A 21,549-nucleotide genomic window follows, 5' to 3' on the forward strand; every position below is an offset into this window, starting at 1 on the left:
GTGGACGCACGTCGCTCTATCGCATCGGCCCGAAAATCGGAATCGATTTTCGGAAAGCACGATGCGACGATTCAAGGTGCAAGAGCGTACTTTGTGCGTCCAAGTGGACGCACGTCGCTCTAGCCGTTTCAATGTGGAGTTTCAAAGCCCTTCCGCGCTTGCGCACATGCCATGTCCACCTGCCGGCCAGTCTGGACAGCGACGTTCCGATCGGGCAGGAGATCGCCCATGCGCAAGTTTCTCGTCATCGGCATCGGCGCCGGCAATCCCGACCACATGACCGTGCAGGCGGTCGACGGCCTGAACCGCGCCGACGTGCTGTTCATTCCCGACAAGGGCGCCAGAAAGAACGATCTCGCAGAACTGCGCCGCCAGATCTGCGACCGGTTCGTCACCAATCCAAACTCGCGCCGGGTCGAATTCGACGTGCCGGTGCGGGCCGAGCCAACGCCCTCCTATCGCTCGACCGTCGATGACTGGCACGAGGCGATCGCCGCGATCTATGAAAGCCTGATCCGCGACGAGCTTTCGCAAGATGGCTGCGGCGCCTTCCTGATCTGGGGCGATCCCTCGCTCTACGACAGCGCGCTGCGCATCCTGGAGCGGGTGCGCATGAGAGGCAATGTCGCGTTCGAGCTCGAGGTGATCCCCGGCATCACTGCCGTCCAGGCGCTCGCCGCCAGCCACAAGATGGCGCTGAACCGCATCGGCGATGCGGTTCAGATCACCACCGGCCGCCGGCTCACCGAGGAAGGCTTGCCCGACAATGCCGGCAGCACCGTCGTCATGCTGGACGGCAAATGCGCCTTCAACACGCTGGACGACAACGACCTCCTTATCCACTGGGGCGCTTATCTCGGCACGCCCGACGAGATCCTCATTTCCGGCCGCCTTGGCGACGTCGGCGACGAGATCGTCAGGACCCGCGACGAGGCGCGTCGGAAAAAAGGCTGGATCATGGACACTTATCTGCTGCGCAAGCCCGGCGAGCCGGAGGAGTAGGCTCCGCCAATACAGGTTCCACCGACCTCACCCGGCATCGATCTCCGCCTGTAAAGCTTCCAAATGCGCCGCCGCCGCGGAAGCCGCTGCCCGTTCGATGGCGCGAAAGCGGCTGACCACCGCAAGCCCCGCCGGAGTCAACTGGGCGCCGCCGCCCTTTTTGCCACCGGTCTGCGCCGCGACCAGCGGCTTGCCGAACACCCGGTTCATGTCCTCGACCAGATCCCAGGCGTGTTTGTAGGACATTTCCATGCCGCGCGCCGCCGCCGAGATCGAGCCGAAGGCGGCGATCTGCTCCAGAAGCTCGATCTTGCCCGGCCCGATGCGCCCTTCTGGATCGAGATTTATCCGCAAGCTCAGCGACGGCATTCTCTCCTCCGCAGTCCCGCCATCCATCCTAGAAGCTCTTCGGCGCTACCGCTATTCCAAAATGATATAGCGACCATCATCCGCGGGTCATCCATCCGCCTCGACTGGCAGGCCGGCGCTCATATTCGCCGGGTCGAAGCTAACCGTCTTGACCACCGCGTAGACCTCTCGACCAAGCCGGAGTTTCAGCGTCTGTCGCGATTGCTCGGTGATCCGGGCAAGCACGGTTGCGCCATGGCAGTCGATGCCGATCTCGACCGCGGGGCCCTCGCCCGGCGCCATCGTCACGATCGTGCCCTGCAGGATGTTGAGCGCGCTGAGACCCGTCGGCTGTTCGGTGGCGATCATCACATCGCGGGCACGGATGCGAACGCGCATCGGCGCGCCGACCGGCACTGCCAGAAGCGGCACGCGGATCTCGCCCGCCACCGAGCCGAGCACGGTCATGCCAAAGACATCGTCGTGGCGCAGCACCGCGGTATCCAGCACCGCGCCGCCCTCGCCGCGCTCCTCCGCCGGCAACAGGTCGAGCCGCTGCATGATCGCCCCGGTCGGGCCGCAAGCAGCGACTTTGCCTTGCGCCAGCACAACGACGTCGCTTGCCAGCCGCGCGACCTCTGAGACCGAATGGCTGACATAGACGATCGGAATTTTCGTCTCGTCGCGCAGCCGCTCGATATAAGGCAGGATTTCTGCCTTGCGGGCCTCGTCGAGCGAAGCCAGCGGCTCGTCCATCAGCAACAGTTTCGGGCTGGCGAGCAGCGCCCGGCCGATCGCCACGCGCTGTTTCTCGCCGCCGGAAAGCTTTGCCGGCCGCCGGTCGAGCAAAGCACCGATGCCGAGAAGGTCGACCACCGCATTGATGTCCGCATAGCGTTCGGCCGTCGGCGTGAACCAGCGGCCGTAGCGCAGATTGCTGGCCACGCTCATATGCGGAAACAGCCGCGCGTCCTGGAACACCATGCCGATGCGGCGCTTGTGCTTCGGCACGAACCGACCCGTATCCGTATCGACCAGCACGCGGCCGTCGGCCTCGATCCGCCCCTTGTCCGGCCGGATCAGGCCCGCAATCATGTTGATCAGCGTCGTCTTGCCGGAGCCCGAGGGCCCGAACAGCGCGGTCAGCCGCCCGGCGCTCTCGAAGTGGGCGTCGACCTCGAAGTCGCCGAGCCGATGGCTGATGTCGACGACGACCGTCATTCGATATCCATCCGCCTGCCGACGCGCCGCGCCAGCACCTCCGATGCGACAAGTGCTGCCATCGAGATGACGATCGAGATCAGCGTCAGCCTGAGCGCGCCGGCATCGCCGCCCGGCACCTGCGTGAACGTGTAGATCGCCGACGGCAGCGTCTGCGTCTGGTTGGGGATGTTGGAAACGAAAGTGATCGTTGCGCCGAATTCGCCCATCGCCTTGGCGAAAGACAGGATCGCGCCGGTAATCAGGCCGGGCAGGATCAGCGGCAGCGTGATCGTCCCGAACACCCACAACGGATTGGCGCCAAGCGTCCCGGCCGCCGCCTCGATTCTGCGGTCCACCGCCTCGATCGACAGCCGGATCGCCCGCACCATCAGGGGAAAGCCCATGACAGCGCAGGCCAATGCGGCACCCGTCCAGCGAAAGGAGAAGACAATGCCGAAATGCTCGGCCAGAAACGCCCCGACCGGGCCGCGCCTGCCGAAGGAGAGCAGCAGCAGATAGCCGATAACCACCGGCGGCAGGATCAACGGCAGATGCACCAGCCCGTTGAGCAGCGTCTTGCCCCAAAATTGGCCACGGGCAAGCACAAGCGCGATCAATATGCCGGGCGGCAGGCTGGCGACCATCGCCACTGTCGCCACCTTGATCGACAGCCGGACCGCGTTCCATTCGTCGGGAGTGAGGTCCAGCAACCAATCCATCTTTTGGCGTGCCTCAGTTGCTCGGCGTGAGGACCGTAAAACCTTGCGCCTTGAAGAGGTCGCCTGCCTTGGCGGATTGCAGGCACTTTAGGAATGCCGACGCATGCTTGTCCTTCGAATCCGCGATCTGGGCAACCGGGTAGACGATCGGCGGGTGCGAATCCTGCGGGAAGGTGCCGATCACCTTGACGCCGGGCTCGGCATGCGCGTCGGTGGCGTAGACGATGCCGAGCGCTGCCTCACCTGTGGAGACCAGCTTGAGCGCTGCGCGCACATTCTCGGCCTGTGCCAACTTGTCTTCGACCGAGGACCAGACGCCGAGCGATTCAAGCGCCGCCTTGCCATATTTGCCGGCCGGCACAGCCTTGAAATCGCCCATCGCAAGCCTGCCGTCACCGATCAGTCCGGCAAGATCAAAACCCTTTTCGATCCTGGTTTCGACCGTCGAATTCATCGGCGCCACCAGCACGATCTGGTTGCCGAGCAACTTCACTTCGGTATCAGGCTTGGTCAGCTTCTTGTCGGACAGATAGTTCATCCAGTCGCGGTCGGCCGAGATGAAGACATCGGCCGGCGCGCCGCCCTCGATCTGCTTGGCCAATGCGGAGCTTGCCGCATAGGAAATGGTCGCCGCCTCGCCGACATCGGCGGCGCAGGCGGTGTTCACTGCATCCAGTGCGTTCTTCATGCTTGCGGCGGCAAAGACGATCAGCCCGTCATCGGCATGGGCAACCGGCATGGCGGCGATCAATATCGCAAGACCGCCAATGGCGGCCGCCTTCAATCCAAAACCGTTGCGCACCAGCATGAAACTCTCCCGGGGCTTGAAATCCGATCGGCGCGACCCTGCCAGTCGATATATCCGCCTGAATATAACAAGAGAAGGTTTTTTGCCAGACTTTGGCCCAATGGCCCGCCGACGGCATTGCATGGCACCGCCACCGCTCGCGGGCGGACGACACAGCACCGGCGAGCAATTTGAGACAAAGCAAAAAGCCCGATGTTGCGGCTCACACCGCGATGGGCGCCTTGATCGTCGCATCGGCGAGGTAGTTTTCCAGCCGGAAATCTTCGAAGTGGAAGGCAAAAAGGTCCTTCACCTCCGGATTGATCCATAGCGTCGGCAGCGCCTTGGGCGTGCGCTGCAACTGTTCGCGCGCCTGCTCGAAATGGTTTGCGTAAAGATGCGCGTCACCCAGCGTATGGACGAAATCGCCGGGCTTCAGCCCCGTGACCTGCGCCACCATCAGTGTGAGCAGTGCATAGGAAGCGATGTTGAACGGCACGCCGAGAAAGATATCGGCGGAACGCTGGTAGAGCTGGCAGGAGAGCCTGCCTTCCGAGACATAGAACTGGAACAAGCAATGACAGGGTGGCAGCGCCATGGCTTCCACTTCGGTCGGGTTCCACGCCGAAACGATCAGCCGTCGGGAATTAGGATTCTTGCGTATCTCCCTCAAGAGATTGGCAATCTGGTCGATGGTGCCGCCATGGCCGTCCGGCCAGGAGCGCCATTGCTTGCCGTAGACCGGGCCGAGGTCGCCATTCTCGTCGGCCCATTCGTCCCAGATCGAGACGCCGTGGTCGTTGAGATATTTGATATTGGTGTCGCCGGCCAGGAACCACAGAAGTTCATGCACGATCGACTTCAGGTGAAGCTTCTTGGTGGTGGTGACCGGAAAGCCGCGCGCGAGGTCGAAGCGCATCTGGTAGCCGAACACCGAGCGCGTTCCGGTGCCGGTGCGGTCACCACGATCGGCGCCGTTTTCCAGAACGTGCTTCAGGAGGTCCAGATATTGGCGCATCGGCTATTCGGGGGCTCGATTCGGGTTAGGCAATCATAACCGACTGGCTGCCGGCCGAATATGTCAAAGTGCAGAATGTCCGAGCAGGCGACTGCATAATAGCCGGCGCGGAAATCGCGCCAGCATTCCGCCTGATGCAGGATTGCCTGATGCAGGATAATCCTCAGAGGCTGGCGAGCTTGCCCAGCTCCTTGGCGACCAGGTAATAAAAGGTCACGCGGCTCTTGGTGTTGTCGGCCTCCATCGCCTTGCAGGTCGTTTCGATGGCGGCGTCCGCCTTGCTGCCGTCGTCGACGCCGAGCTTTTTGGCAACCCAGCTGGCCTTGACGCGACCGAGTTCGTCGGGATCCGTGCAGGAGACCAGCGAGGAATCCCGATTCCTGAGCGCAATGCCCAAATGCTTAACGACCTTGGCGACCGCGTCGGCATCCGCCGCGGCATCGTACTTCTTCACGTCTGCGAGATAATCGGCCATCGAATTTTCCCCTCGTCGGCGCCACGGGATCCAGTCGATGAGGGTTGTGGCGCGCTGCCGCAAAATGTGCGCTAGTCGGTAACTCCTCACCGCCGCGAAGCTTCGGTTGAGAGCGTTGACAAGTCAAGCCTTTGGCGATGCTGTTTGACACAGCGGACAAAGCATCATTGAGGCCTTTCATTTTTCACGATCGGTCCCTATATCTGTTTCGTCGGCTCGACCGACTATGGCGATAAACAGGCGATGAAATAAGCCGTTCGGACCCGGGGGCGGTACCCGGCGCCTCCACCAAAAACCGCTCTGCGAAGAGCGGCTTTTGCTGGGGGCGAAATAGGATCGACGAAGGTGTAAAGATCGTACTTTTGCCCGGCATTGTACCACCGTTATCGGGCTGAACTTATAGTTGCCAACGACAACTATGCGGAAGCACGTCTCGCCGCGTAAGCGGTGCGATAGCTTCAAATCAAGCCCTAGTGGTTCGCACTTCTAGGCGGGGTTCGGAGGTACCTGGCAACAGAAACCTCCACTTCTCCTGCTTCGATTCCAACTTTCCCTCCGATCCCCATCTCACCTCGATACTGTGACGGCAGCAGGCTTGCTGGCCGCGGCGCCGCGCCCAGACGTGAAAAAGGCCGGGACTGACCCGGCCTTTTTCATTGCTCTCACTGGAAAGCATCTATTCTGCCGGCGCTTCGACAACCTGCCGTCCGCGGCCGAGCGTCACCTTAGCCAGCGTGAACGAGATCACCGCGCAAAGCATGATGCCGGCCGCCATAGGCAGCGGCGTGCCGTCGAAGAACACCCCGGCGATGCCCATGGCGACCGCGCCGATGGCGAAGTGCAGGGTGCCCATCAGCGCCGAGGCGGTGCCGGCGATCGCGCCATGCTCCTCCATGGCCAGCACCGAAGTCGCAGGGATCACCAGGCCGAGAAACCCGTAGCCGACGAACAGCAGCGCCGCCATGACGTCGAGCCGGTCGACGCCGGACGCCATCACCGCAAACAGCACCACCATCGTCGTCGCATAGCCGGCCACCGCGAACCGCACCACCGGCCTCAGCCCGAACCTTTCGGACAGCGTTCCCGTCAATTGCGACATGCCGATGAAGGCGACCGCGTTGATCGAGAAGAACACGCTGTAGACCGACGGCGACAGCCCGTAGTGCTCTATCAGGATGAAGGAGGAACTCGACAGATAGACGAAGAAGCTCGCCAGCCCGAAGCCGCCGATGGCCGCCAGGCCAAGGAAGTTGCGGTCGCCGATCAGGAAGCGGTAGGCCGACAGCGCAGTGCCGAACGAACTGCCTGCACGCGCTTCGACCGGCCGCGTCTCCTTGAGCGAGGTCGCCAGCAGGATGGTGGCGAGCACCGCCCCACCCGTCACCGTCCAGAACACGGCACGCCAGCCGAAATTCTCGATAATGACGCTGCCGGTCAGCGGCGCCAGGATCGGCGACACCGAAAACACCAGCATCAGGAGTGACATCAGCTTGGCAGCTTCGGTGCCGGTGTGCAGATCACGCACGATGGCGCGCGGCACCGCCATGCCTGCACTGGCGCCGAGCCCTTGCAGGAAACGGAAGGCGATCAGCCATTCGACTGAGGGCGCCAGCGCCGAGCCGATGCCGCCGACCATGAACAGGGCGAGGCCGCCATAGAGCGGCAGCTTGCGCCCGACCATGTCGGAGATCGGTCCGACGACGATCTGGCCAAAACCCATGGACAGAAAGAAGATCAGCAAGCTCATCTGCACGGCAGCGGTGCTGGCCTGCAGATCTGCGCCGATCGAAGGCAGCGCCGGAAGATACATGTCGATGGCGAACGGACCGATGGCCGACAACAGGCCGAGCACAACCGCGATGCGGAGGAATTGGGGATTCATGATAGCGGGCTTCTTTCAATCTGGTTTGCCGACCGGCGTGTAATCCTGGGACGTCCCATCCCGTGGAATTCCTGCGGAGGGAATTCCTCTAAAGCTAAGTCCATAAATTTAGACACTCTTGTCTAATTCGTCAATCACTTCTATATAGTTTTCATGAAGCACGACGTTTCTCCTGACAGCATCCCGCCACGCGGCCATGAGGCAAAGCGCGCCTCGATCATGGACGCTGCCGGCGAGGTGTTCTGCCGCGAAAGCTTCGCCGGCGCCAATATCGACATGATTGCCGCCGAGGCCGGCGTTTCGCGCCAGACGATCTACAACCACCATGGCGACAAGGAGAAACTCTTCGTCGCCATCGTCCGCGACCTCACCGAGCGCTGCAATGCCGGCATCTTCGCCACCATTTCAACCTTTCCCGACCAGCCGAAGGATCTCGAGGCCGATCTGATCGCCTTCGCCGTGCGCATGACCCGCAACTGTATCTGCAGCCGCGACGGAAAGTTCCTGCGCAAGCTGATCCAGACCGAGGGCGAGCGCTATCCCGAGCTGTTTGCCGAATGGCGCGAACAGGGACCGGGCAGGACATGGCCGGCGATCGCCGCCCGTTTCGCCCGCCTCGCCCATGCCGGTTTCCTCGACATCGAGGACCCCGATGTCGCGGCGCGCCAGTTCCAGGCCCTCGCCAATGCCGAATTGCAGACGACCTTCATGCTCGGCGGCACGCCGACCGATGATGAAGTGCTGCAATCCGCGACACATGGCGTGCGCACCTTCCTGCGCGCCTTCGCCAAGCGGCAGCCGGCGGCCGATGCGCAAAAGCGCAGCGCGCTCGCTGGCGCCTAAGCGATCAAATCTGAGGCATGTCCTCTCGCATCTGTGCTGCCGGCATCTATATCCGGTTTACGCCGCGCTCAAGCTTGATTACAGCTATGCGGACGATTCAACGGAACCCGACAGCGACATGGCCGACGACCACATTCGCTACGACATTCTGGCCCAGGAGGCACTGCGCGGCGTCATGCGCAAGGTCCTGGCCGAAGTCGCGCGCACCGGCCTCCCCGGCAACCATCATTTCTTCATCACTTTCCTGACCGGCGCCCCCGGCGTGCGCGTGTCTTCCCGCTTGCGCGAGCGCTATCCTGAACAGATGACCATCGTCATCCAGTTCCAGTATTGGGACCTGAAGGTGACCGACACCGGCTTCGAGGTCGGGCTGTCTTTCTCCGACGTGCCGGAAAAGCTGGAAATCCCGTTCTCGGCCGTGCGCGGCTTTTACGACCCTTCCGTCAATTTCGAGCTCGAATTCGACGTGAAGACGGAGACCTCGGCAGAAGGGGAATTGGCCGGCAAGCCCGCTTCCGAACCGCTGGCCGTCGTCGCCGAGAAAAAGCCCGAGAAGAAGAAGACCGCTGAGGCCGAAAAGAAGCCTGCCGCAGCCGACGCCGCCGCCAAGGGCGCCGAAGTGGTGTCGCTCGACGCCTTCCGCAAGAAGTGATCCGACGGGCCGCGCGACATGGCCGACATCGTCAACCTCCGCCAGGCCCGCAAGCAGAAGGCACGAGCCGAGCAGGAGCGCCTGGCCGAACAGAACCGGACGCTGCACGGCCGCTCCAAGGCCGACCGGGAGCGTGACCGTTCGATCGCCGACAAGGCAGAAAAATTTGTCGCCGGCCATCGCCGCGAACCCTCGGGCGATGCGGATTCCGCGGCTGTCAGACCGAAAAATGTGGCGCCGTTTTCGGATAAGTCCGATGCTTGAAGTGAAATGAGTCAGGTCCGGTGAGCCCGGTCGAGAAACGCTCGGTGACCATTCGCGGCCATCGCACCAGCTATTCGCTCGAAAAGCCGTTTTTCGACGATCTCGTCGCCATCGCCGCCGCGCGCAAACTGACTCTCGCCGCCCTCGTCGCCGAAATCGACGAGGCCCGGCCGCGCGATGCCAACCTGTCCTCGGCGCTCAGGCTCTACGTCCTGGATTGGGCGAAGCGAGGAATGAATCCGGTCTAGTTCGGATGTCTAGGCGAGCTATCCGCCGCCCAGCGACTTCAGCAGCTTGTCGATCGACGAGGGTTCAAGCGTGGGTTTTGGTGCGGGTCCTGATGGCGGCGGGTTGTCATTGGCCGGCGGCTGACGCGCCTGCTCAGCGGCGGCCCTGCGCTCGGCGTCGAGCTTTGCCTTTTGTTCCGCAGCGATCCGCCTCGCCTCTTCCGTCCGCCTCGCCTCTTCCGCTTTCCGGCGTCGCTGTTCTTCGGCCTTCGCTGCCTCGTCCGCCGCTTGTTGCGCCGCCCTGGCTCTCGCTTCGGCATCCGCCTTAGCCTTGGCCTCGGCATCCGCCTTGGCTTTGACCTCCTCTTCAGCCTTCGCCTTCGCCTTCGCCTCGGCCTTGGCTTTAGCCTCGGCTTCAGCCCTCGCCTGCGCATCCGCCTTGGCTTTCGCCTCCGCATCGGCTTGAGCTCTTGCCTCGGCTTCGGCTTTCGCCCTGGCATCTGCCTCGGCTTTCAGCCGCGCCGCCTCCTGCTGCTTGCGCAATTCTTCGGCTGCCCTGTCGCGCTCGGCTTGCAGGGCCGCGTAGTAACGCACCTCGCGCCGCAACCGCTGTTTTTCAAGCAGCGCCGCCTGCATCGCCTCGACCCGCTGCTGCTCCTTTTCCAGCGCGCGCTGGGTCAGGAACTGCGCCAGCGGCTCACTGTCGAATCGCCGCTTCGCGGCGCCGAACGGCCCGTCGACGCTGAAATTCACGGTCGGATCGGAGCCGACCAGCGCTTCGTCGCCCGGCCGATAAGTGATCGAACCAATGGCAGCGACCATGCTGGCCTTCAGGTCCGCCGTGATGTCGGCCGACAGCGTCGCCGCCGGATTTTCAAGATTGACCGGCGGCGCCCTCAGCGTGCCACCGGCGATTGTGAAGGCGATGTCGGCATCCCCAGCCGGAAAACTGCCATCCGCGGCGATCTGCGGCGCGAAGCCGGCGGTCTTGGCCGCGTCGATATCGCGCCCAATGGCGTCAGCCTTGGCGATGAAGGCGCCAAAGGCGTCGGGATTGACGCCGGCAATGGTCAAACCTTTCAGCGCCGCCGTGCCGGAACCGGACAGCGCCGCAACCATCGCATCGACCGATTTGCCACTGGTCGAGAGCGCCGCCGAGAAATCGCCGGTTCCGCTGATGCCAGTCTCGGGCAGCACGGTGGCCAGATCGGCGCCGGCAAGTTTCAGCTGGCCGGAGAAAAACCCAGTGCCGTCATTGTTCTTCAGCTCGAACAGTCCGGAAAGCGCGCCGCCGGCGAACTTTGCCTTGAGGTCGGAAACGCGGATGCCTTCGTGGTCGAGCTTCAGCGAAAGCGCCGCGTCATAGGCCGTGGCCAACGGGCCGGCGACCAGCGACGCCGTGGTCAGGTCGAGTTCAGCGGTGAACGGCAGGATGGGTTTCTGGCTGAATGGGGCGGCCGGCCAAGCCTTGCCGGAGCCCAGAAAGGCCTGGTCGCCAAACAGTGCCATCGCCATCGGGTCGAGATCCAGATCATCGAGCGCCAGCGCGCCGGCAAGATGCGGCAGCCCGTCGGTGATGCCGACATTGAGGTCACCGGAAACCGCAGCCTCGTTGATGGCGCCGCTGAGGCTGGACAGCACCAGAAGGCCGTTGCCGAAGTCGGCGTCGGCCGCAAGCCAAGTCGACATGCCTGTCCCCAGGCCCGGCAGTCCGACGCCTGTCGTCATCAGCCACGGCTCGATGTCGGCGGCTTCCAGGCTGATCTTGCCCTTGGCGGTGGCGCCTTGTGGCGCGCTGGCGATCGTCCCGTCGAAACCGGCTTTGAAATCGTCGCCGGTCAGGTTGAAGCTCGTCGCCATGCCGCCGCCAAGCGTGCCTTTCGCCGAAACATCAGTGGTCGCCTCGCCAAGCATGCCGAGCGGCAGCGCCGGCAGGCCGTAAAGCGCCAGAAGCGCGGTGGCGTCGGTATTCCTGGCGTTGAGGGTCACCGACACCGGCGCCTCGAGAAGCCGATCGGCCAGTCCTTTGCCGGACAGCGATGCTGAAAACGCCGAGCCGCCTGCCCTGCCTTGCGCGCTGACCGCCAGTCCCGTCGTGCCGTCGCCATTGGCGGCGGCACTTGTCACCAGATCGATGCGCGCATTCTGCAACAGCTCGGGATAGGCGGCGACACGCCCCGCCAGCCCTTTCAGCACGGCATTGTCGGGATAGTGCTTCGCCGCGACATCGACCAACGGCTTGAGATCGACGGCGACCACCGAGGCATCGAGCTTGCCGGTCGGGCTCGCTGGGAAATCCTTGATCCGGCCGGTGGCGCTGATCGAGGCGCCGGCAAGTCCGCCGACCGAGAGACGGTCGATTTCAAGCAGCCCGTCGCGCAGCCTGAGCGCCGTATCGACCGTATCGGCGGTCAGTCCGCCGGCGCTGACCGGCCCGGCCTTGATCTGGAAATCGAGGTCGCGGTCGGAAAATCGGTTGGTGCCCTTGTCGCTGATGAAGATCGAGGCGAAGGCGGCGAGCCCGTCGACGTCGAGCTCGCCGCCGTCGAGCCGCATCAGAACCGACGGCCTGGCGTCTTCGCCCTGGCTGGAATCGATGCGGCCGGAAAATTTCGCCTTGCCGAGAACGAGTTCGAGGTCGCTGAAGGCCTGGCGGTTACCGGTCAGGTCGACCTTGGCCTTGAAGCCGGCGGCCGGAAGCCGGCGGATCGCCTCGTCGACATCCTTCGACAGCCAGGCGGCGAAGCCGGAAGGCTGCCCCACGGCCAGAAGCAGCGAACCGCTGAAGCCGAACTGATCCTCGAGACTGAGCATGCCGTTTGCTTCCAGCCTGGCGCGGCCCGGGAGCGTCGCGCCCAGCGACTTCACCGACCAGCCGGCATCGGCCGGCTCGGCGGAAAGGCGCACGTCACGAACCGTCGTGTCGCCGGCCACCACCGCCGGCAGCTTCACCTCGACGGTGCCCGGTATGGTCGGCTTGGGCAGGGCGAGCAGCGCCTGCTCCAACGCCGCGACGCGCTCTGACAGCGTCAGTCCGGTCGCGGCGCCGACGGCTTCATCGAACTGCACCTGAGCGCCATCGGCCTCGATTGAAAAGCGAGGGTTCGGCCCAAGGTCGACGGCAGCCTTGCCGTCGGCGGTGTAGGGATTGTCGAGTGGCCCGGTCTCGAAGCGGAATTCGTCGACGCCAAGCTTCCGGTGGTCGAGCGAGAACTTGCCGTTCAGCCTGAACCCCGGTTCCGGCTTGCCGGCGCTGGCCTTCTCACCGTCGGTGCCGTCAAGCTGCGCCAAACGCTTGTCGGCGCCATTCTTGTCAGAACTCGTGACCTTGAACTGGCCCGAATAGATCGCGGCCCCATCGACAATGCCGGCATTGCCATCCGCTTCGATGACCAGCGGATAGGCGTCTGGATCGGCCTTGAGCCTGAGCCGCAACTGTCCGTCGCCACTAGCCTTGCCGGTGGAGACGACGACCGTGCTGAGCAGGCCGTCGAGCCGCAGCGATCCATCCATCCGCCAGGGTCCGGCCAGCGATCTGGCAGAAATTGTCGAATTGATCTCGGAAAGAAGATGGCTGCGGCCGCCGGCGGCATGGCGCAGCGCGATCTCTCCGTCGGTCACCGTCAGCTTCTCGATCGAGATCTGGCTGGGATCGTAGGGCGAGGACGGGCGTATCGCCCAGTCGACCGTGCCGTCGGCGGCAATGTCGATCGTTGCCTTCGGCCGCACCAGCCGCATGTCGAAGATCAGCACCTCGCCGCTCAGGAAGGGCGCCAGTTCGGCATCCATCGAAAAGGTCTCGACGGTCATTGCCGGCCGGCCGCCGGGGCCGCCGGCGACAGTGACATTCGAGAAGGTCACCGAGGGAAACGGCAGCAATTTCGCCGTTGCATCGCCCTGAACGGTGACCTTGCGGCCCAGAATGGCGCTCGCCTCGCGCTCGAAATCGGCCCGGTAGCCCGTCCAGTCGATAAAATACGGCACCACCAGCGCCGCACACAGCACCAGCACGAAAAAGCCACCGAAGATCACGAACAAGCGTGCGAGCATCAACCCCCAAGCAGTTGATTGAAAATCAGCCGCACTCTAGCCGCATCAGCGTGTCGATAAAGAGGCAAATCGATCGCCCCAAGAGCAAAGGCTCTAGTCGGCGGGCAATATCTTCCCAGGGTTCATGATATCAAGGGGATCGAGCGCCTGCTTGATCGTGCGCATGATGTCGACGCTGTGGCCGAGTTCATGGCGCAGGAAGCCGATCTTGCCTTGTCCGATGCCGTGCTCGCCGGTGCAGGTTCCATCCATGCCGATCGCCCGCATGTTCAGCCGGGCGACAAACTCTTCCGTCTGCTCGATTTCTTTCGGATCGTCCGCGTCCATCAGCACCAGCACGTGGAAATTGCCGTCACCGGCATGGCCGACGATCGGCGCGATCAGCCCCATCTCGGCGATGTCGGCCTCGGTTTGCGTGACGCATTCGGCAAAGCGCGAGATCGGCACGCAGACGTCGGTCGACAGCCCCTTGGCGCCCGGCCGCAGCGTCAGCGACGACCAATAGGCGTCGTGCCTGGCCTTCCACAGCTTCGTCCGCTCCTCGGCGACGCTGGTCCACAGGAATGGTCCGCCGCCATATTCTTCGGCGATCGTGCCGAAGGTTTCGGCTTGCTCGGCAACGCCGGCATCACTGCCATGGAATTCGACGAACAGGCACGGGCTTTCGGGATAGTCGAGTTTCGAATAGCTCTTCATCGCCCGCATCTGCAGCGCATTGACCAGTTCGATGCGCGCCACCGGAATGCCCATCTGGATTGTCGCGATCACCGCGTTGCAGGCCGCCTCCACGCTGGAAAACGGACAGACGCCGCCGGAAATCGCCTGCGGAATGCCCTGCAGCTTAAGCGTCAGCTCGGTGATGATGCCGAGCGTGCCTTCGGAGCCGATCAGCAGCCGCGTCAGATCGTAGCCGGCCGAGCTCTTTTTTGCGCGCTTGCCGGTCGTCACCGTTTCGCCGTCGGCCATCACCGCCGTCAGCGACAATACATTCTCGCGCATCGTGCCGTAACGCACGGCATTGGTGCCCGACGCCCGCGTCGCCGCCATGCCGCCGAGCGATGCATTGGCGCCCGGATCGATCGGAAAGAACAGGCCGGTGTCGCGCAGGTGCCGGTTGAGATCCTCGCGCGTCACACCGGGCTCAACCGTGCAGTCGAGATCCTGCGGGTTGACCGCGAGGATGCGGTTCATCCGCGACGTATCGACAGAGATCCCGCCGCCCGGCGCGTTGGTGTGGCCCTCCAGCGAGGAGCCGACGCCGAAGGCGATCACCGGCACGCGGTGCGCGGCGCAGGCCGACACGATCTCCTGCACCTCCGCCGTCGTCTCCGGAAATGCCACGCCGTCCGGCGCCTGGGTTGGAATGTAGGTGGTGGTATGCGCGTGCTGGGCGCGGATCGCCTGCCCGGTCTGGAACCGCTCGCCGAGCCGCTGCTTGAGGATGCCGAGCACCGCGGCGATTCCTTCCTCGTTGCGCTCGACCGGATTGAGGTCGCTCAGAGCCATCTATTCCTCCGCGAATGGACCAGTGTCCACCCTTGATATGGACTTATGGATGGGTAGTCTCACCAACCACGTCCTGTCCAGCCAGAAGGAAGTTTCGATGTCCACCGCCGTCCCCTTCGCCTCTGCTCCCATGGCCATCGAAAAAGACTGGATCGACTATAACGGCCATCTCAATATGGCCTATTACAACGTGCTGTTCGACCGCTGTTCCGACGAAGCGTTCGAAATGATGGGGATGGGGCTGGATTACGCGAAGCAGCGCCGGCTGACCATCTACACGGCGGAAGTCCATGTCTGCTATGTCAGGGAGCTGCATCTCGACCACAAGGTCGATGTCTCGTTCCAACTCCTCGACCATGATGACAAGCGGCTGAGAGCCTACCAGGAAATCCGTCATGTCGACGGCTGGCTCGCCGCCACGTCCGAATCATTGTCGCTGCATGTCGACATGTCCGGACCGAAGGTGGCGCCCTTCCCGGCCGATGTCCTGGCCAAGGTCGAAGTCATGCGCGCCGCCCATGCGGCGCTGCCGATGCCTGAGCGCGCCGGCCGTTCGATCGGTATTCGTCGCAAGACGCTTGAGCCGCAGTCAGAGCGCCGTTAACCTTACCAGGGTTTTAACGTGAACAAGCCGAATTGAGGCGTTGAACGACTCAGCGCGGCGTTCGAAAACCGTCCGCACGAGCGGCGGGGGCTGAAGCGGTTCGGGGAAATTGCATGAAAACCGACATCAAGGTCGAGGCGGACAGGCTGGCGGCCGACCCACGCATCAGCGACTATGATTTCTGGCGCTCGCTGAAGAACCTCAACTACGAAATTTTTTCCATCGCCAACAACAACGAGCCGATCCCTTTCGCCATGATCCGCTGGCGCGCCATCCTGAAGCAAGCACGGATGAAGCGCGGCCACGCCTGATCGGTGCGGAAAGAAATGGTCTCGTCCTCCGGTCGCATTTTTCTGGGGCGTTTGCGCCGCCCCTCATCCGGCTGCCGCTCCCTTCTCCCCGTATAGAGACGGGGAGAAGGGAGCTTGCCGCAGCCTCGGCGCTCTTTCAGCAACGCCCGCAAATTGGCGAAACCATTGATGACAGCGTCCTTCTCCCCGTCACTATACGGGGAGAAGTGCCCGGCAGGGCGATGAGGGGCGGCGCGACTTTTTCCAGTTAAGCTGATGTATTGACGAACACTGCCGCAAGCGGTGAACGCGCCACCACCGGCGACGACTGGATGATTGCGGTGTTGGTCATCGCAAACGGAATGATGCGGTCGATCACCCGTTCGAGCTCGGCCACCGAGCCGACATGCGCCAGCGCGATGAAACAGTCCTCGCCGGTCACCCGATCGCACTGGGCGATTTCCGGCAAGTCGCGGATGATCTCGGCGACCGCAGCCAACTGCCCGGGCACCGGCCTGATCCGCAGCCATGCCGACAGCTTCATGCCGAGCGCGGCCGGGTTTATCCGAACAGTGTAGGCCTCGATCACGCCGCTCTCCTGCAGCCGCTTGATGCGCTCGGCCACGCTCGGCGCCGACAGGCCGACCGAGCGCGCCAGTTCGGCGGTGCTGGTGCGCGCATCCTTTTCCAGGAGGCGCAGGATTTTCAGATCCGCCGCATCCAGATCAACATTTTCGTTTCGAATGCGTTTCAGGAAAAACTCCTTTGTTCAGGAGAACAAATGATCTATTTGGTTGGCCATTACCCATATAAACAGGTAAAACTGCCTGCGATAATGATCCTATGGACGATCAAGCGCAAGCCCCAGCTGCTATCCCTGCCCTCGCCGGTCCTGTCTTTGGCAGGCTGGCGGCCTCGCTGCCGCCGCATGTCTGGTTCGGAGTCAGCGCTGTGTTTCATTATCTCGGGCCGGCTTTCGCCGTGCTGCTTTTCCCGCATGTCGGCGTGCTCGGCATGGCTTGGCTGCGCATCGTCACGGCCGCCCTTGTCTTTGCGCCAATGACTTGGCCGTGGACGGTCTTCGCCCGCGCCGACCGGCCGACACGGCTGCTGCTTCTCGCCTTCGGCGCCTGCCTCGGCGTGATGAATTGCTCCTTCTACCTGGCGCTCGACCGCCTGCCGATCTCGCTGGTCGCGGCAATCGAATTCGTCGGCACCATCGGCGTTGCGCTGGTCGGCGTCAGAAGCCCGCGCAATCTCGCAGCCCTTGCCGTTGCCGTCACCGGCACCTTGCTGCTCATCGACGTCAAATGGTCAAGCGACCCGATTGGCCTGTTCTGGGCTTTCCTCAACGGCGCGCTGTTCGTCGGCTACATCCTGCTTGGCCATCGCGTTGCCCGCGCCGGCGCTGGCGACGGCATCGCCGGCCTGGGCGCCGCCATGGCGGTCGCCTTCCTCATCGTGCTGCCGATCGGCTTCACCGATGCGCTGCCGGCTTTCTCGGCGCCGCCACTGCTCATCGCCGCCATCGGCGTCGGCATCTGCTCGTCGGTTATCCCCTATATCTGCGACCAGCTTGCCATGTCGCGGCTGCCGCGATCGAGCTTCGCGCTGATGCTGTCGTTGCTGCCGGTCACCGCCACGCTGATCGGCGTCATTGTGCTCCGCCAGATACCAAGCCCCACCGATTGCATCGGCATCGCGCTGGTGGTGGCCGGCGTCGCTTTTCACAAACCGGCAAATGCCTGATCAGGCAAGCTTCTCCCTGAGGAAGGCGATCGTCCGGCCCCAGGCGAGGTCCGCCGCGTTCTTGTCGTAGCGAGCCGCCGACGTGTCATTGTTGAAGGCATGATTGGCGCCTTCATAGACATGGATCGTGTACTCGACTTCGGCTGCATCGAGCTCCTTCCTGAAGGCGTCGATACCGGCATTGATGCGGGTGTCGAGCCCGGCATAATGCAGCAGCAGCGCCGCCTTGATCTTCGGCACATCCTCGGCCTTCGGCTGCATGCCGTAATAGGCGACAGCGGCAGCCAGATCCGGCGCATTGGCAGCCAGTGTGTTCACCGTGGCGCCGCCCCAGCAGAAGCCGACCGCGCCGACCTTGCCGTTGCCATCCTCGCTGCCCCTGAGGAAAGCGACCGTTGCGACCGCATTGGCAGTGGTTTGCGCCGGATCGAGCTTGGAAAACTGCTCGCGCGCCTTGTCTTCGTCGGCCGGCGCGCCGCCGAGCGGCGACAGGAAATCCGGGGCGAGCGCAACGAAGCCTTCCAGCGCCACGCGCCGCGTCACATCGCGTATATGCGGGTTGAGCCCCCTGTTCTCATGCACGACGATGACGGTGCCGAGCTTGCCGGACTGGCCGGCCGGCTTGACCAGATAGCCCTTCATCTCGCCACCGCTGCCGGGATAGCTGATGTCCTCGCCGGTCACGCGTGAATCGTCCTCGGCAACAATCGCCGCCCGGGCTGAATTCGCCGCCAGCAGCGGTGCGATTGCGGCGGCCGCCGCACCTGATCCGGCAAGCCTGGTCAACTGTTCCATGAAGCGCCGCCGGTCGAGCGTCAGATGCGTGTATTCGTCATAAGCGTCGATCATAGCCTGGGTAATGGCGGGTCTGTTGACGGCGGGGCTGGCAGGGCTCGGTTTTGTCATGGCGCTCTCCTCCGCTTCGGGAACATGTCCGCCGCGCAAGATAGGGTAGAAGCCCGCACGGTCCAGTCACGGATCAGTGAGGCGCTGCTGACGCAAGCGCAGGTCCGCCAGACCGGCGGCTGGTCCAGGATGATACCCCTCCGACAGGTGCGCTCCGCGGCGCGCCCATCGACAACCGCGCCCAGGGGCAACCGCGCATTTGCGTCCTGCATTCTCCGACCCGCCGTGCCTGTCGAGCGGGCCGGCGCTATGGCTGGCGTGCCATCGGATTTGCAACTCCCCCGGCTGGACAGAGAACAAAACGGAGACACTTCTGGCCTTTCGCTGCCGAATCACTACATTCGGGGGAGATGTCCGGCTTTTCGGAAGATATGCCTTTTTTTGATGAACCGAACGCGCGGCCCGTGGCCCCGTCGGGCATTGCTGCGCGCGCCATGGCTGCCCGCAGCGGCCATGCCAATGCGCCCGATTATCTGAACGGGCTCAACCCCGAGCAGCGGCTGGCGGTGGAAACCACCGAGGGTCCGGTTCTGGTGCTGGCCGGCGCCGGCACCGGCAAGACGCGCGTCCTGACCACCCGCATCGCTCACATCCTCGCCACCGGCAAGGCCTTCCCGTCGCAGATCCTCGCCGTCACCTTCACTAACAAGGCGGCGCGCGAGATGAAGCAGCGCATCGGCCTGCTGATCGGCGAAGGCAATGTCGAAGGCATGCCGTGGCTCGGCACCTTCCACTCGATTGGAGTGAAGCTGCTGCGCCGCCACGCCGAACTTGCCGGGCTCAGATCCGACTTCACCATTCTCGACACCGACGACGTCGTGCGCCTGATCAAGCAGCTCATCCAGGCCGAAGGACTGGACGACAAGCGCTGGCCGGCCAAGCAGTTCGCCCAGATGATCGACGGCTGGAAGAACAAGGGGCTTGGCCCCGCCGAGATTGCCGAGGGCGACGCCCGCGCCTTCGCCAACGGCAAGGGCCGCGAGCTCTACAAGGCTTACCAGGAGCGGCTGAAGACACTGAACGCCTGCGACTTCGGCGATCTCCTCTGCCACCCGATCCGCATCTTCCGCGCGAATCCGGATGTGTTGAAGGAATACCACAAGCGCTTCCGCTACATCCTCGTCGACGAGTACCAGGACACCAACACCGCCCAATACATGTGGCTGCGGCTGCTGGCGCAGCGGCCGGATGCCGGACGAGCTTCAACATCAACAGGTTTGCGAACGGCCGAAGGCCGCAAGCCCGACCGGGCGTCCGAGCCGTTGCGGGGCCCCCGCGGAGGGCCCGCGCCGGCAGGCGCGGAACAGCCCGTGAGCGAAAATAAAGTCAACATCTGCTGCGTCGGCGACGACGACCAGTCGATCTATGGCTGGCGTGGGGCCGAAGTCGACAACATCCTGCGCTTCGACAAGGATTTCCCCGGCGCCACGATCATCCGGCTGGAACGCAACTACCGCTCCACCGCGCACATCCTCGGCACCGCCTCCCACCTCATCGCCCACAATGAAAGCCGCTTCGGCAAGACGCTGTTCACCGAAAAGATCGCCGAGGACGACGAGAAGGTGCATGTCCATGCCGCCTGGGATTCCGAGGAAGAGGCCCGCGCCGTTGGCGAAACCATCGAGGCCTACCAGCGGCAGAAGCACAATCTCAACGACATGGCCATTCTTGTCCGCGCGTCCTTCCAGATGCGCGAGTTCGAGGACCGCTTCGTCACCCTCGGCCTCAACTACCGCGTCATCGGCGGCCCGCGCTTTTACGAGCGCCTCGAAATCCGCGACGCCCTCGCCTTCTTCCGCGTCGTCGCGCAAGGCGCAGACGACCTCGCCTTCGAGCGCATCGTCAACGTGCCGAAGCGCGGGCTGGGCGAAGCCACCATCCGCCAGATCCACGACACCGCCAGGGCGCTGCGCATCCCGATGCTGGAGGCTGCGGAAAAACTCGCCGAGAGCGACGAGCTGAAACCGAAGCCGCGCGCAGCGCTGCGCGAAGTCGCCGCCAATTTCGAGCGCTGGCAGAAGGCGCTGGAGACCACGCCGCACACCGAGTTGGCCGAGACCATCCTGGAGGAGAGCCGCTACACCGACATGTGGAAGAACGACCGCTCGGTAGAAGCGCCCGGCCGGCTGGAAAACCTCAAGGAACTGATACGCTCCATGGAGGAGTACGAATCGCTGCGCTCCTTCCTCGAACATGTAGCGCTGGTGATGGACGCCGAGCAGACCGCCGAGCTCGACGCCGTCAACATCATGACGCTGCATTCGGCCAAGGGCCTCGAATTCGAGACGGTTTTTCTGCCCGGCTGGGAGGAAGGACTGTTCCCGCATCAGCGCGCGCTCGACGAGGGCGGCCGCTCCGGGCTGGAGGAAGAGCGGCGGCTGGCCTATGTCGGCCTGACCCGCGCCAAGAAGAACCTGCATTTGTGGTTCGTCTCCAACCGCCGCATCCACGGCCTGTGGCAATCGACGATCCCGTCGCGCTTCCTCGATGAATTGCCGGAAGCCCATGTCGAGGTCGCCGAGAGCGGCAACTCCTATGGCGGCTACGGCAATGCCTATGGCGGCGGCTCCTTCGCCTCCGGACGGGGCGGCCAGGCGGCAGGACGGCAGAATCCTTACGGCGCTTCGCGCTTCGACAATGTCGGCGCAGAAAAATCCGGCGCCTTCTCTAGCACCTATGCAACGCCGGGCTGGCAGCGCGCGCAGCAGAACCGCACCGAGGCGACCGACCGCAACTGGGGCTCGCGCTCCGGCCACCAGGTCGAGCGCATCGGCTATGGCGAGACCGACAGTGGCTATGGCGCCGGCCGCACCTCGATCAAGGGTCGCACCATCGACGGCGAGCTGGTCGCCAAGTCCGTCGCCGACACACCATCCCGCTTCAGCGTCGGCGATCGCGTCTTCCACCAGAAATTCGGCAACGGCAACATTTCTGCCATCGACGGCAACAAGCTGACCATCAACTTCGACAAGGCCGGCCAGAAACGCGTGCTGGACGGGTTTGTCATCGGGGTGTGAGTCTCCC

20 protein-coding genes and 1 other RNA gene are annotated in these 21,549 nt (G+C 63.7%); 10 read left to right on the forward strand and 11 right to left on the reverse strand.

Features of this window, described 5'->3' with window-relative positions:
- Nucleotides 1-228 precede the first annotated feature (228 nt).
- Nucleotides 229-1,002, forward strand: coding sequence for a precorrin-6A synthase (deacetylating) (gene cobF, locus M727_RS0117385; RefSeq protein WP_027153740.1), 774 nt, complete (start codon nt 229-231; stop codon nt 1,000-1,002).
- Nucleotides 1,003-1,029: 27 nt separating this feature from the next.
- Here cobF and M727_RS0117390 read toward each other — a convergent pair whose 3' ends face one another.
- From M727_RS0117390 to M727_RS0117415, 6 genes are all read right to left on the reverse strand, one after another.
- Complete coding sequence (locus M727_RS0117390) at nt 1,030-1,371, reverse strand: winged helix-turn-helix domain-containing protein (protein ID WP_023798788.1); 342 nt, start codon at nt 1,369-1,371, stop codon at nt 1,030-1,032.
- Between the two features lie 87 nt (nt 1,372-1,458).
- The gene (modC, locus tag M727_RS0117395; RefSeq protein ID WP_027153741.1) at nt 1,459-2,571 is read right to left on the reverse strand and encodes a molybdenum ABC transporter ATP-binding protein; all 1,113 of its coding nucleotides are present in this window, start codon (nt 2,569-2,571) and stop codon (nt 1,459-1,461) included.
- Nucleotides 2,568-3,272 (reverse strand): molybdate ABC transporter permease subunit, encoded by a 705-nt coding sequence (modB, locus tag M727_RS0117400; protein ID WP_027153742.1) that lies wholly within the window; start codon nt 3,270-3,272, stop codon nt 2,568-2,570. Before modB ends, modC begins: the two co-directional genes overlap by 4 nt.
- Nucleotides 3,273-3,285: 13 nt before the next feature.
- Nucleotides 3,286-4,080 carry a molybdate ABC transporter substrate-binding protein gene (gene modA, locus M727_RS0117405; protein WP_198032653.1) on the reverse strand — a complete coding sequence of 265 codons (795 nt, stop codon included), beginning with the start codon at nt 4,078-4,080 and terminating at the stop codon, nt 3,286-3,288.
- A gap of 202 nt (nt 4,081-4,282) precedes the next feature.
- On the reverse strand, nt 4,283-5,077 hold the full coding sequence (locus M727_RS0117410) for a thymidylate synthase (protein ID WP_027153744.1): 795 nt from the start codon (nt 5,075-5,077) through the stop codon (nt 4,283-4,285).
- Between the two features lie 163 nt (nt 5,078-5,240).
- The gene (locus M727_RS0117415) at nt 5,241-5,552 is read right to left on the reverse strand and encodes a DUF2853 family protein (protein ID WP_027153745.1); all 312 of its coding nucleotides are present in this window, start codon (nt 5,550-5,552) and stop codon (nt 5,241-5,243) included.
- A gap of 171 nt (nt 5,553-5,723) precedes the next feature.
- Here M727_RS0117415 and ssrA point away from each other — a divergent pair.
- Nucleotides 5,724-6,080, forward strand: a transfer-messenger RNA (tmRNA) gene (gene ssrA / locus M727_RS40105).
- 148 nt (nt 6,081-6,228) lie between these two features.
- On the opposite strand, the gene M727_RS0117420 is transcribed toward ssrA, so the two are convergent.
- Nucleotides 6,229-7,434, reverse strand: coding sequence for a multidrug effflux MFS transporter (locus tag M727_RS0117420; RefSeq protein ID WP_027153746.1), 1,206 nt, complete (start codon nt 7,432-7,434; stop codon nt 6,229-6,231).
- Between the two features lie 153 nt (nt 7,435-7,587).
- On the opposite strand from M727_RS0117420, the gene M727_RS0117425 reads away from it, so the two are divergent.
- The 4 genes from M727_RS0117425 to M727_RS0117440 all read left to right on the forward strand — a co-directional run bounded on the left by M727_RS0117425 (nt 7,588) and on the right by M727_RS0117440 (nt 9,441).
- Nucleotides 7,588-8,277: a TetR/AcrR family transcriptional regulator gene (locus M727_RS0117425; protein WP_027153747.1), complete on the forward strand. Its 690-nt coding sequence runs from the start codon at nt 7,588-7,590 to the stop codon at nt 8,275-8,277.
- A gap of 118 nt (nt 8,278-8,395) precedes the next feature.
- Nucleotides 8,396-8,929, forward strand: coding sequence for an SspB family protein (locus M727_RS0117430; RefSeq protein ID WP_027153748.1), 534 nt, complete (start codon nt 8,396-8,398; stop codon nt 8,927-8,929).
- Nucleotides 8,930-8,947: 18 nt separating this feature from the next.
- The gene (locus tag M727_RS0117435) at nt 8,948-9,193 is read left to right on the forward strand and encodes a DUF4169 family protein (protein ID WP_027153749.1); all 246 of its coding nucleotides are present in this window, start codon (nt 8,948-8,950) and stop codon (nt 9,191-9,193) included.
- A 20-nt stretch (nt 9,194-9,213) separates the two neighbouring features.
- Nucleotides 9,214-9,441 (forward strand): ribbon-helix-helix domain-containing protein, encoded by a 228-nt coding sequence (locus M727_RS0117440; RefSeq protein ID WP_027153750.1) that lies wholly within the window; start codon nt 9,214-9,216, stop codon nt 9,439-9,441.
- Between the two features lie 18 nt (nt 9,442-9,459).
- On the opposite strand, the gene M727_RS0117445 is transcribed toward M727_RS0117440, so the two are convergent.
- Both M727_RS0117445 and M727_RS0117450 read right to left on the reverse strand, forming a co-directional pair.
- Complete coding sequence (locus M727_RS0117445; protein ID WP_027153751.1) at nt 9,460-13,470, reverse strand: AsmA family protein; 4,011 nt, start codon at nt 13,468-13,470, stop codon at nt 9,460-9,462.
- A gap of 93 nt (nt 13,471-13,563) precedes the next feature.
- Nucleotides 13,564-14,976 (reverse strand): FAD-linked oxidase C-terminal domain-containing protein, encoded by a 1,413-nt coding sequence (locus M727_RS0117450; protein ID WP_027153752.1) that lies wholly within the window; start codon nt 14,974-14,976, stop codon nt 13,564-13,566.
- A 97-nt stretch (nt 14,977-15,073) separates the two neighbouring features.
- On the opposite strand from M727_RS0117450, the gene M727_RS0117455 reads away from it, so the two are divergent.
- Both M727_RS0117455 and M727_RS0117460 read left to right on the forward strand, forming a co-directional pair.
- Nucleotides 15,074-15,580, forward strand: coding sequence for a thioesterase family protein (locus M727_RS0117455; RefSeq protein ID WP_027153753.1), 507 nt, complete (start codon nt 15,074-15,076; stop codon nt 15,578-15,580).
- A 113-nt stretch (nt 15,581-15,693) separates the two neighbouring features.
- Nucleotides 15,694-15,891, forward strand: coding sequence for a hypothetical protein (locus tag M727_RS0117460; protein WP_027153754.1), 198 nt, complete (start codon nt 15,694-15,696; stop codon nt 15,889-15,891).
- 247 nt (nt 15,892-16,138) lie between these two features.
- On the opposite strand, the gene M727_RS0117465 is transcribed toward M727_RS0117460, so the two are convergent.
- The gene (locus M727_RS0117465; RefSeq protein WP_027153755.1) at nt 16,139-16,624 is read right to left on the reverse strand and encodes an Lrp/AsnC family transcriptional regulator; all 486 of its coding nucleotides are present in this window, start codon (nt 16,622-16,624) and stop codon (nt 16,139-16,141) included.
- 89 nt (nt 16,625-16,713) lie between these two features.
- On the opposite strand from M727_RS0117465, the gene M727_RS0117470 reads away from it, so the two are divergent.
- On the forward strand, nt 16,714-17,619 hold the full coding sequence (locus M727_RS0117470; RefSeq protein ID WP_027153756.1) for a DMT family transporter: 906 nt from the start codon (nt 16,714-16,716) through the stop codon (nt 17,617-17,619).
- On the opposite strand, the gene M727_RS0117475 is transcribed toward M727_RS0117470, so the two are convergent.
- Nucleotides 17,620-18,525, reverse strand: a complete 906-nt coding sequence (locus M727_RS0117475; RefSeq protein WP_027153757.1) for a dienelactone hydrolase family protein — start codon at nt 18,523-18,525, stop codon at nt 17,620-17,622.
- Nucleotides 18,526-18,875: 350 nt separating this feature from the next.
- On the opposite strand from M727_RS0117475, the gene M727_RS0117480 reads away from it, so the two are divergent.
- Complete coding sequence (locus tag M727_RS0117480) at nt 18,876-21,542, forward strand: UvrD-helicase domain-containing protein (RefSeq protein WP_027153758.1); 2,667 nt, start codon at nt 18,876-18,878, stop codon at nt 21,540-21,542.
- Nucleotides 21,543-21,549: the final 7 nt, after the last annotated feature.

Origin of the sequence: Mesorhizobium sp. WSM2561 (assembly GCF_000513915.1) — a bacterium.
Lineage (GTDB): Bacteria > Pseudomonadota > Alphaproteobacteria > Rhizobiales > Rhizobiaceae > Mesorhizobium > Mesorhizobium muleiense.

Coding starts and splice junctions, on each gene's coding strand:
- cobF (WP_027153740.1), top strand. CDS start 229: ATGCGCAAGTTTCTCGTCATCGGCATCGGCGCCGGCAATCCCGACCAC.
- M727_RS0117390 (WP_023798788.1), bottom strand. CDS start 1,371: ATGCCGTCGCTGAGCTTGCGGATAAATCTCGATCCAGAAGGGCGCATC.
- modC (WP_027153741.1), bottom strand. CDS start 2,571: ATGACGGTCGTCGTCGACATCAGCCATCGGCTCGGCGACTTCGAGGTC.
- modB (WP_027153742.1), bottom strand. CDS start 3,272: ATGGATTGGTTGCTGGACCTCACTCCCGACGAATGGAACGCGGTCCGG.
- modA (WP_198032653.1), bottom strand. CDS start 4,080: ATGCTGGTGCGCAACGGTTTTGGATTGAAGGCGGCCGCCATTGGCGGT.
- M727_RS0117410 (WP_027153744.1), bottom strand. CDS start 5,077: ATGCGCCAATATCTGGACCTCCTGAAGCACGTTCTGGAAAACGGCGCC.
- M727_RS0117415 (WP_027153745.1), bottom strand. CDS start 5,552: ATGGCCGATTATCTCGCAGACGTGAAGAAGTACGATGCCGCGGCGGAT.
- M727_RS0117420 (WP_027153746.1), bottom strand. CDS start 7,434: ATGAATCCCCAATTCCTCCGCATCGCGGTTGTGCTCGGCCTGTTGTCG.
- M727_RS0117425 (WP_027153747.1), top strand. CDS start 7,588: ATGAAGCACGACGTTTCTCCTGACAGCATCCCGCCACGCGGCCATGAG.
- M727_RS0117430 (WP_027153748.1), top strand. CDS start 8,396: ATGGCCGACGACCACATTCGCTACGACATTCTGGCCCAGGAGGCACTG.
- M727_RS0117435 (WP_027153749.1), top strand. CDS start 8,948: ATGGCCGACATCGTCAACCTCCGCCAGGCCCGCAAGCAGAAGGCACGA.
- M727_RS0117445 (WP_027153751.1), bottom strand. CDS start 13,470: ATGCTCGCACGCTTGTTCGTGATCTTCGGTGGCTTTTTCGTGCTGGTG.
- M727_RS0117450 (WP_027153752.1), bottom strand. CDS start 14,976: ATGGCTCTGAGCGACCTCAATCCGGTCGAGCGCAACGAGGAAGGAATC.
- M727_RS0117455 (WP_027153753.1), top strand. CDS start 15,074: ATGTCCACCGCCGTCCCCTTCGCCTCTGCTCCCATGGCCATCGAAAAA.
- M727_RS0117460 (WP_027153754.1), top strand. CDS start 15,694: ATGAAAACCGACATCAAGGTCGAGGCGGACAGGCTGGCGGCCGACCCA.
- M727_RS0117470 (WP_027153756.1), top strand. CDS start 16,714: ATGGACGATCAAGCGCAAGCCCCAGCTGCTATCCCTGCCCTCGCCGGT.
- M727_RS0117475 (WP_027153757.1), bottom strand. CDS start 18,525: ATGACAAAACCGAGCCCTGCCAGCCCCGCCGTCAACAGACCCGCCATT.
- M727_RS0117480 (WP_027153758.1), top strand. CDS start 18,876: ATGTCCGGCTTTTCGGAAGATATGCCTTTTTTTGATGAACCGAACGCG.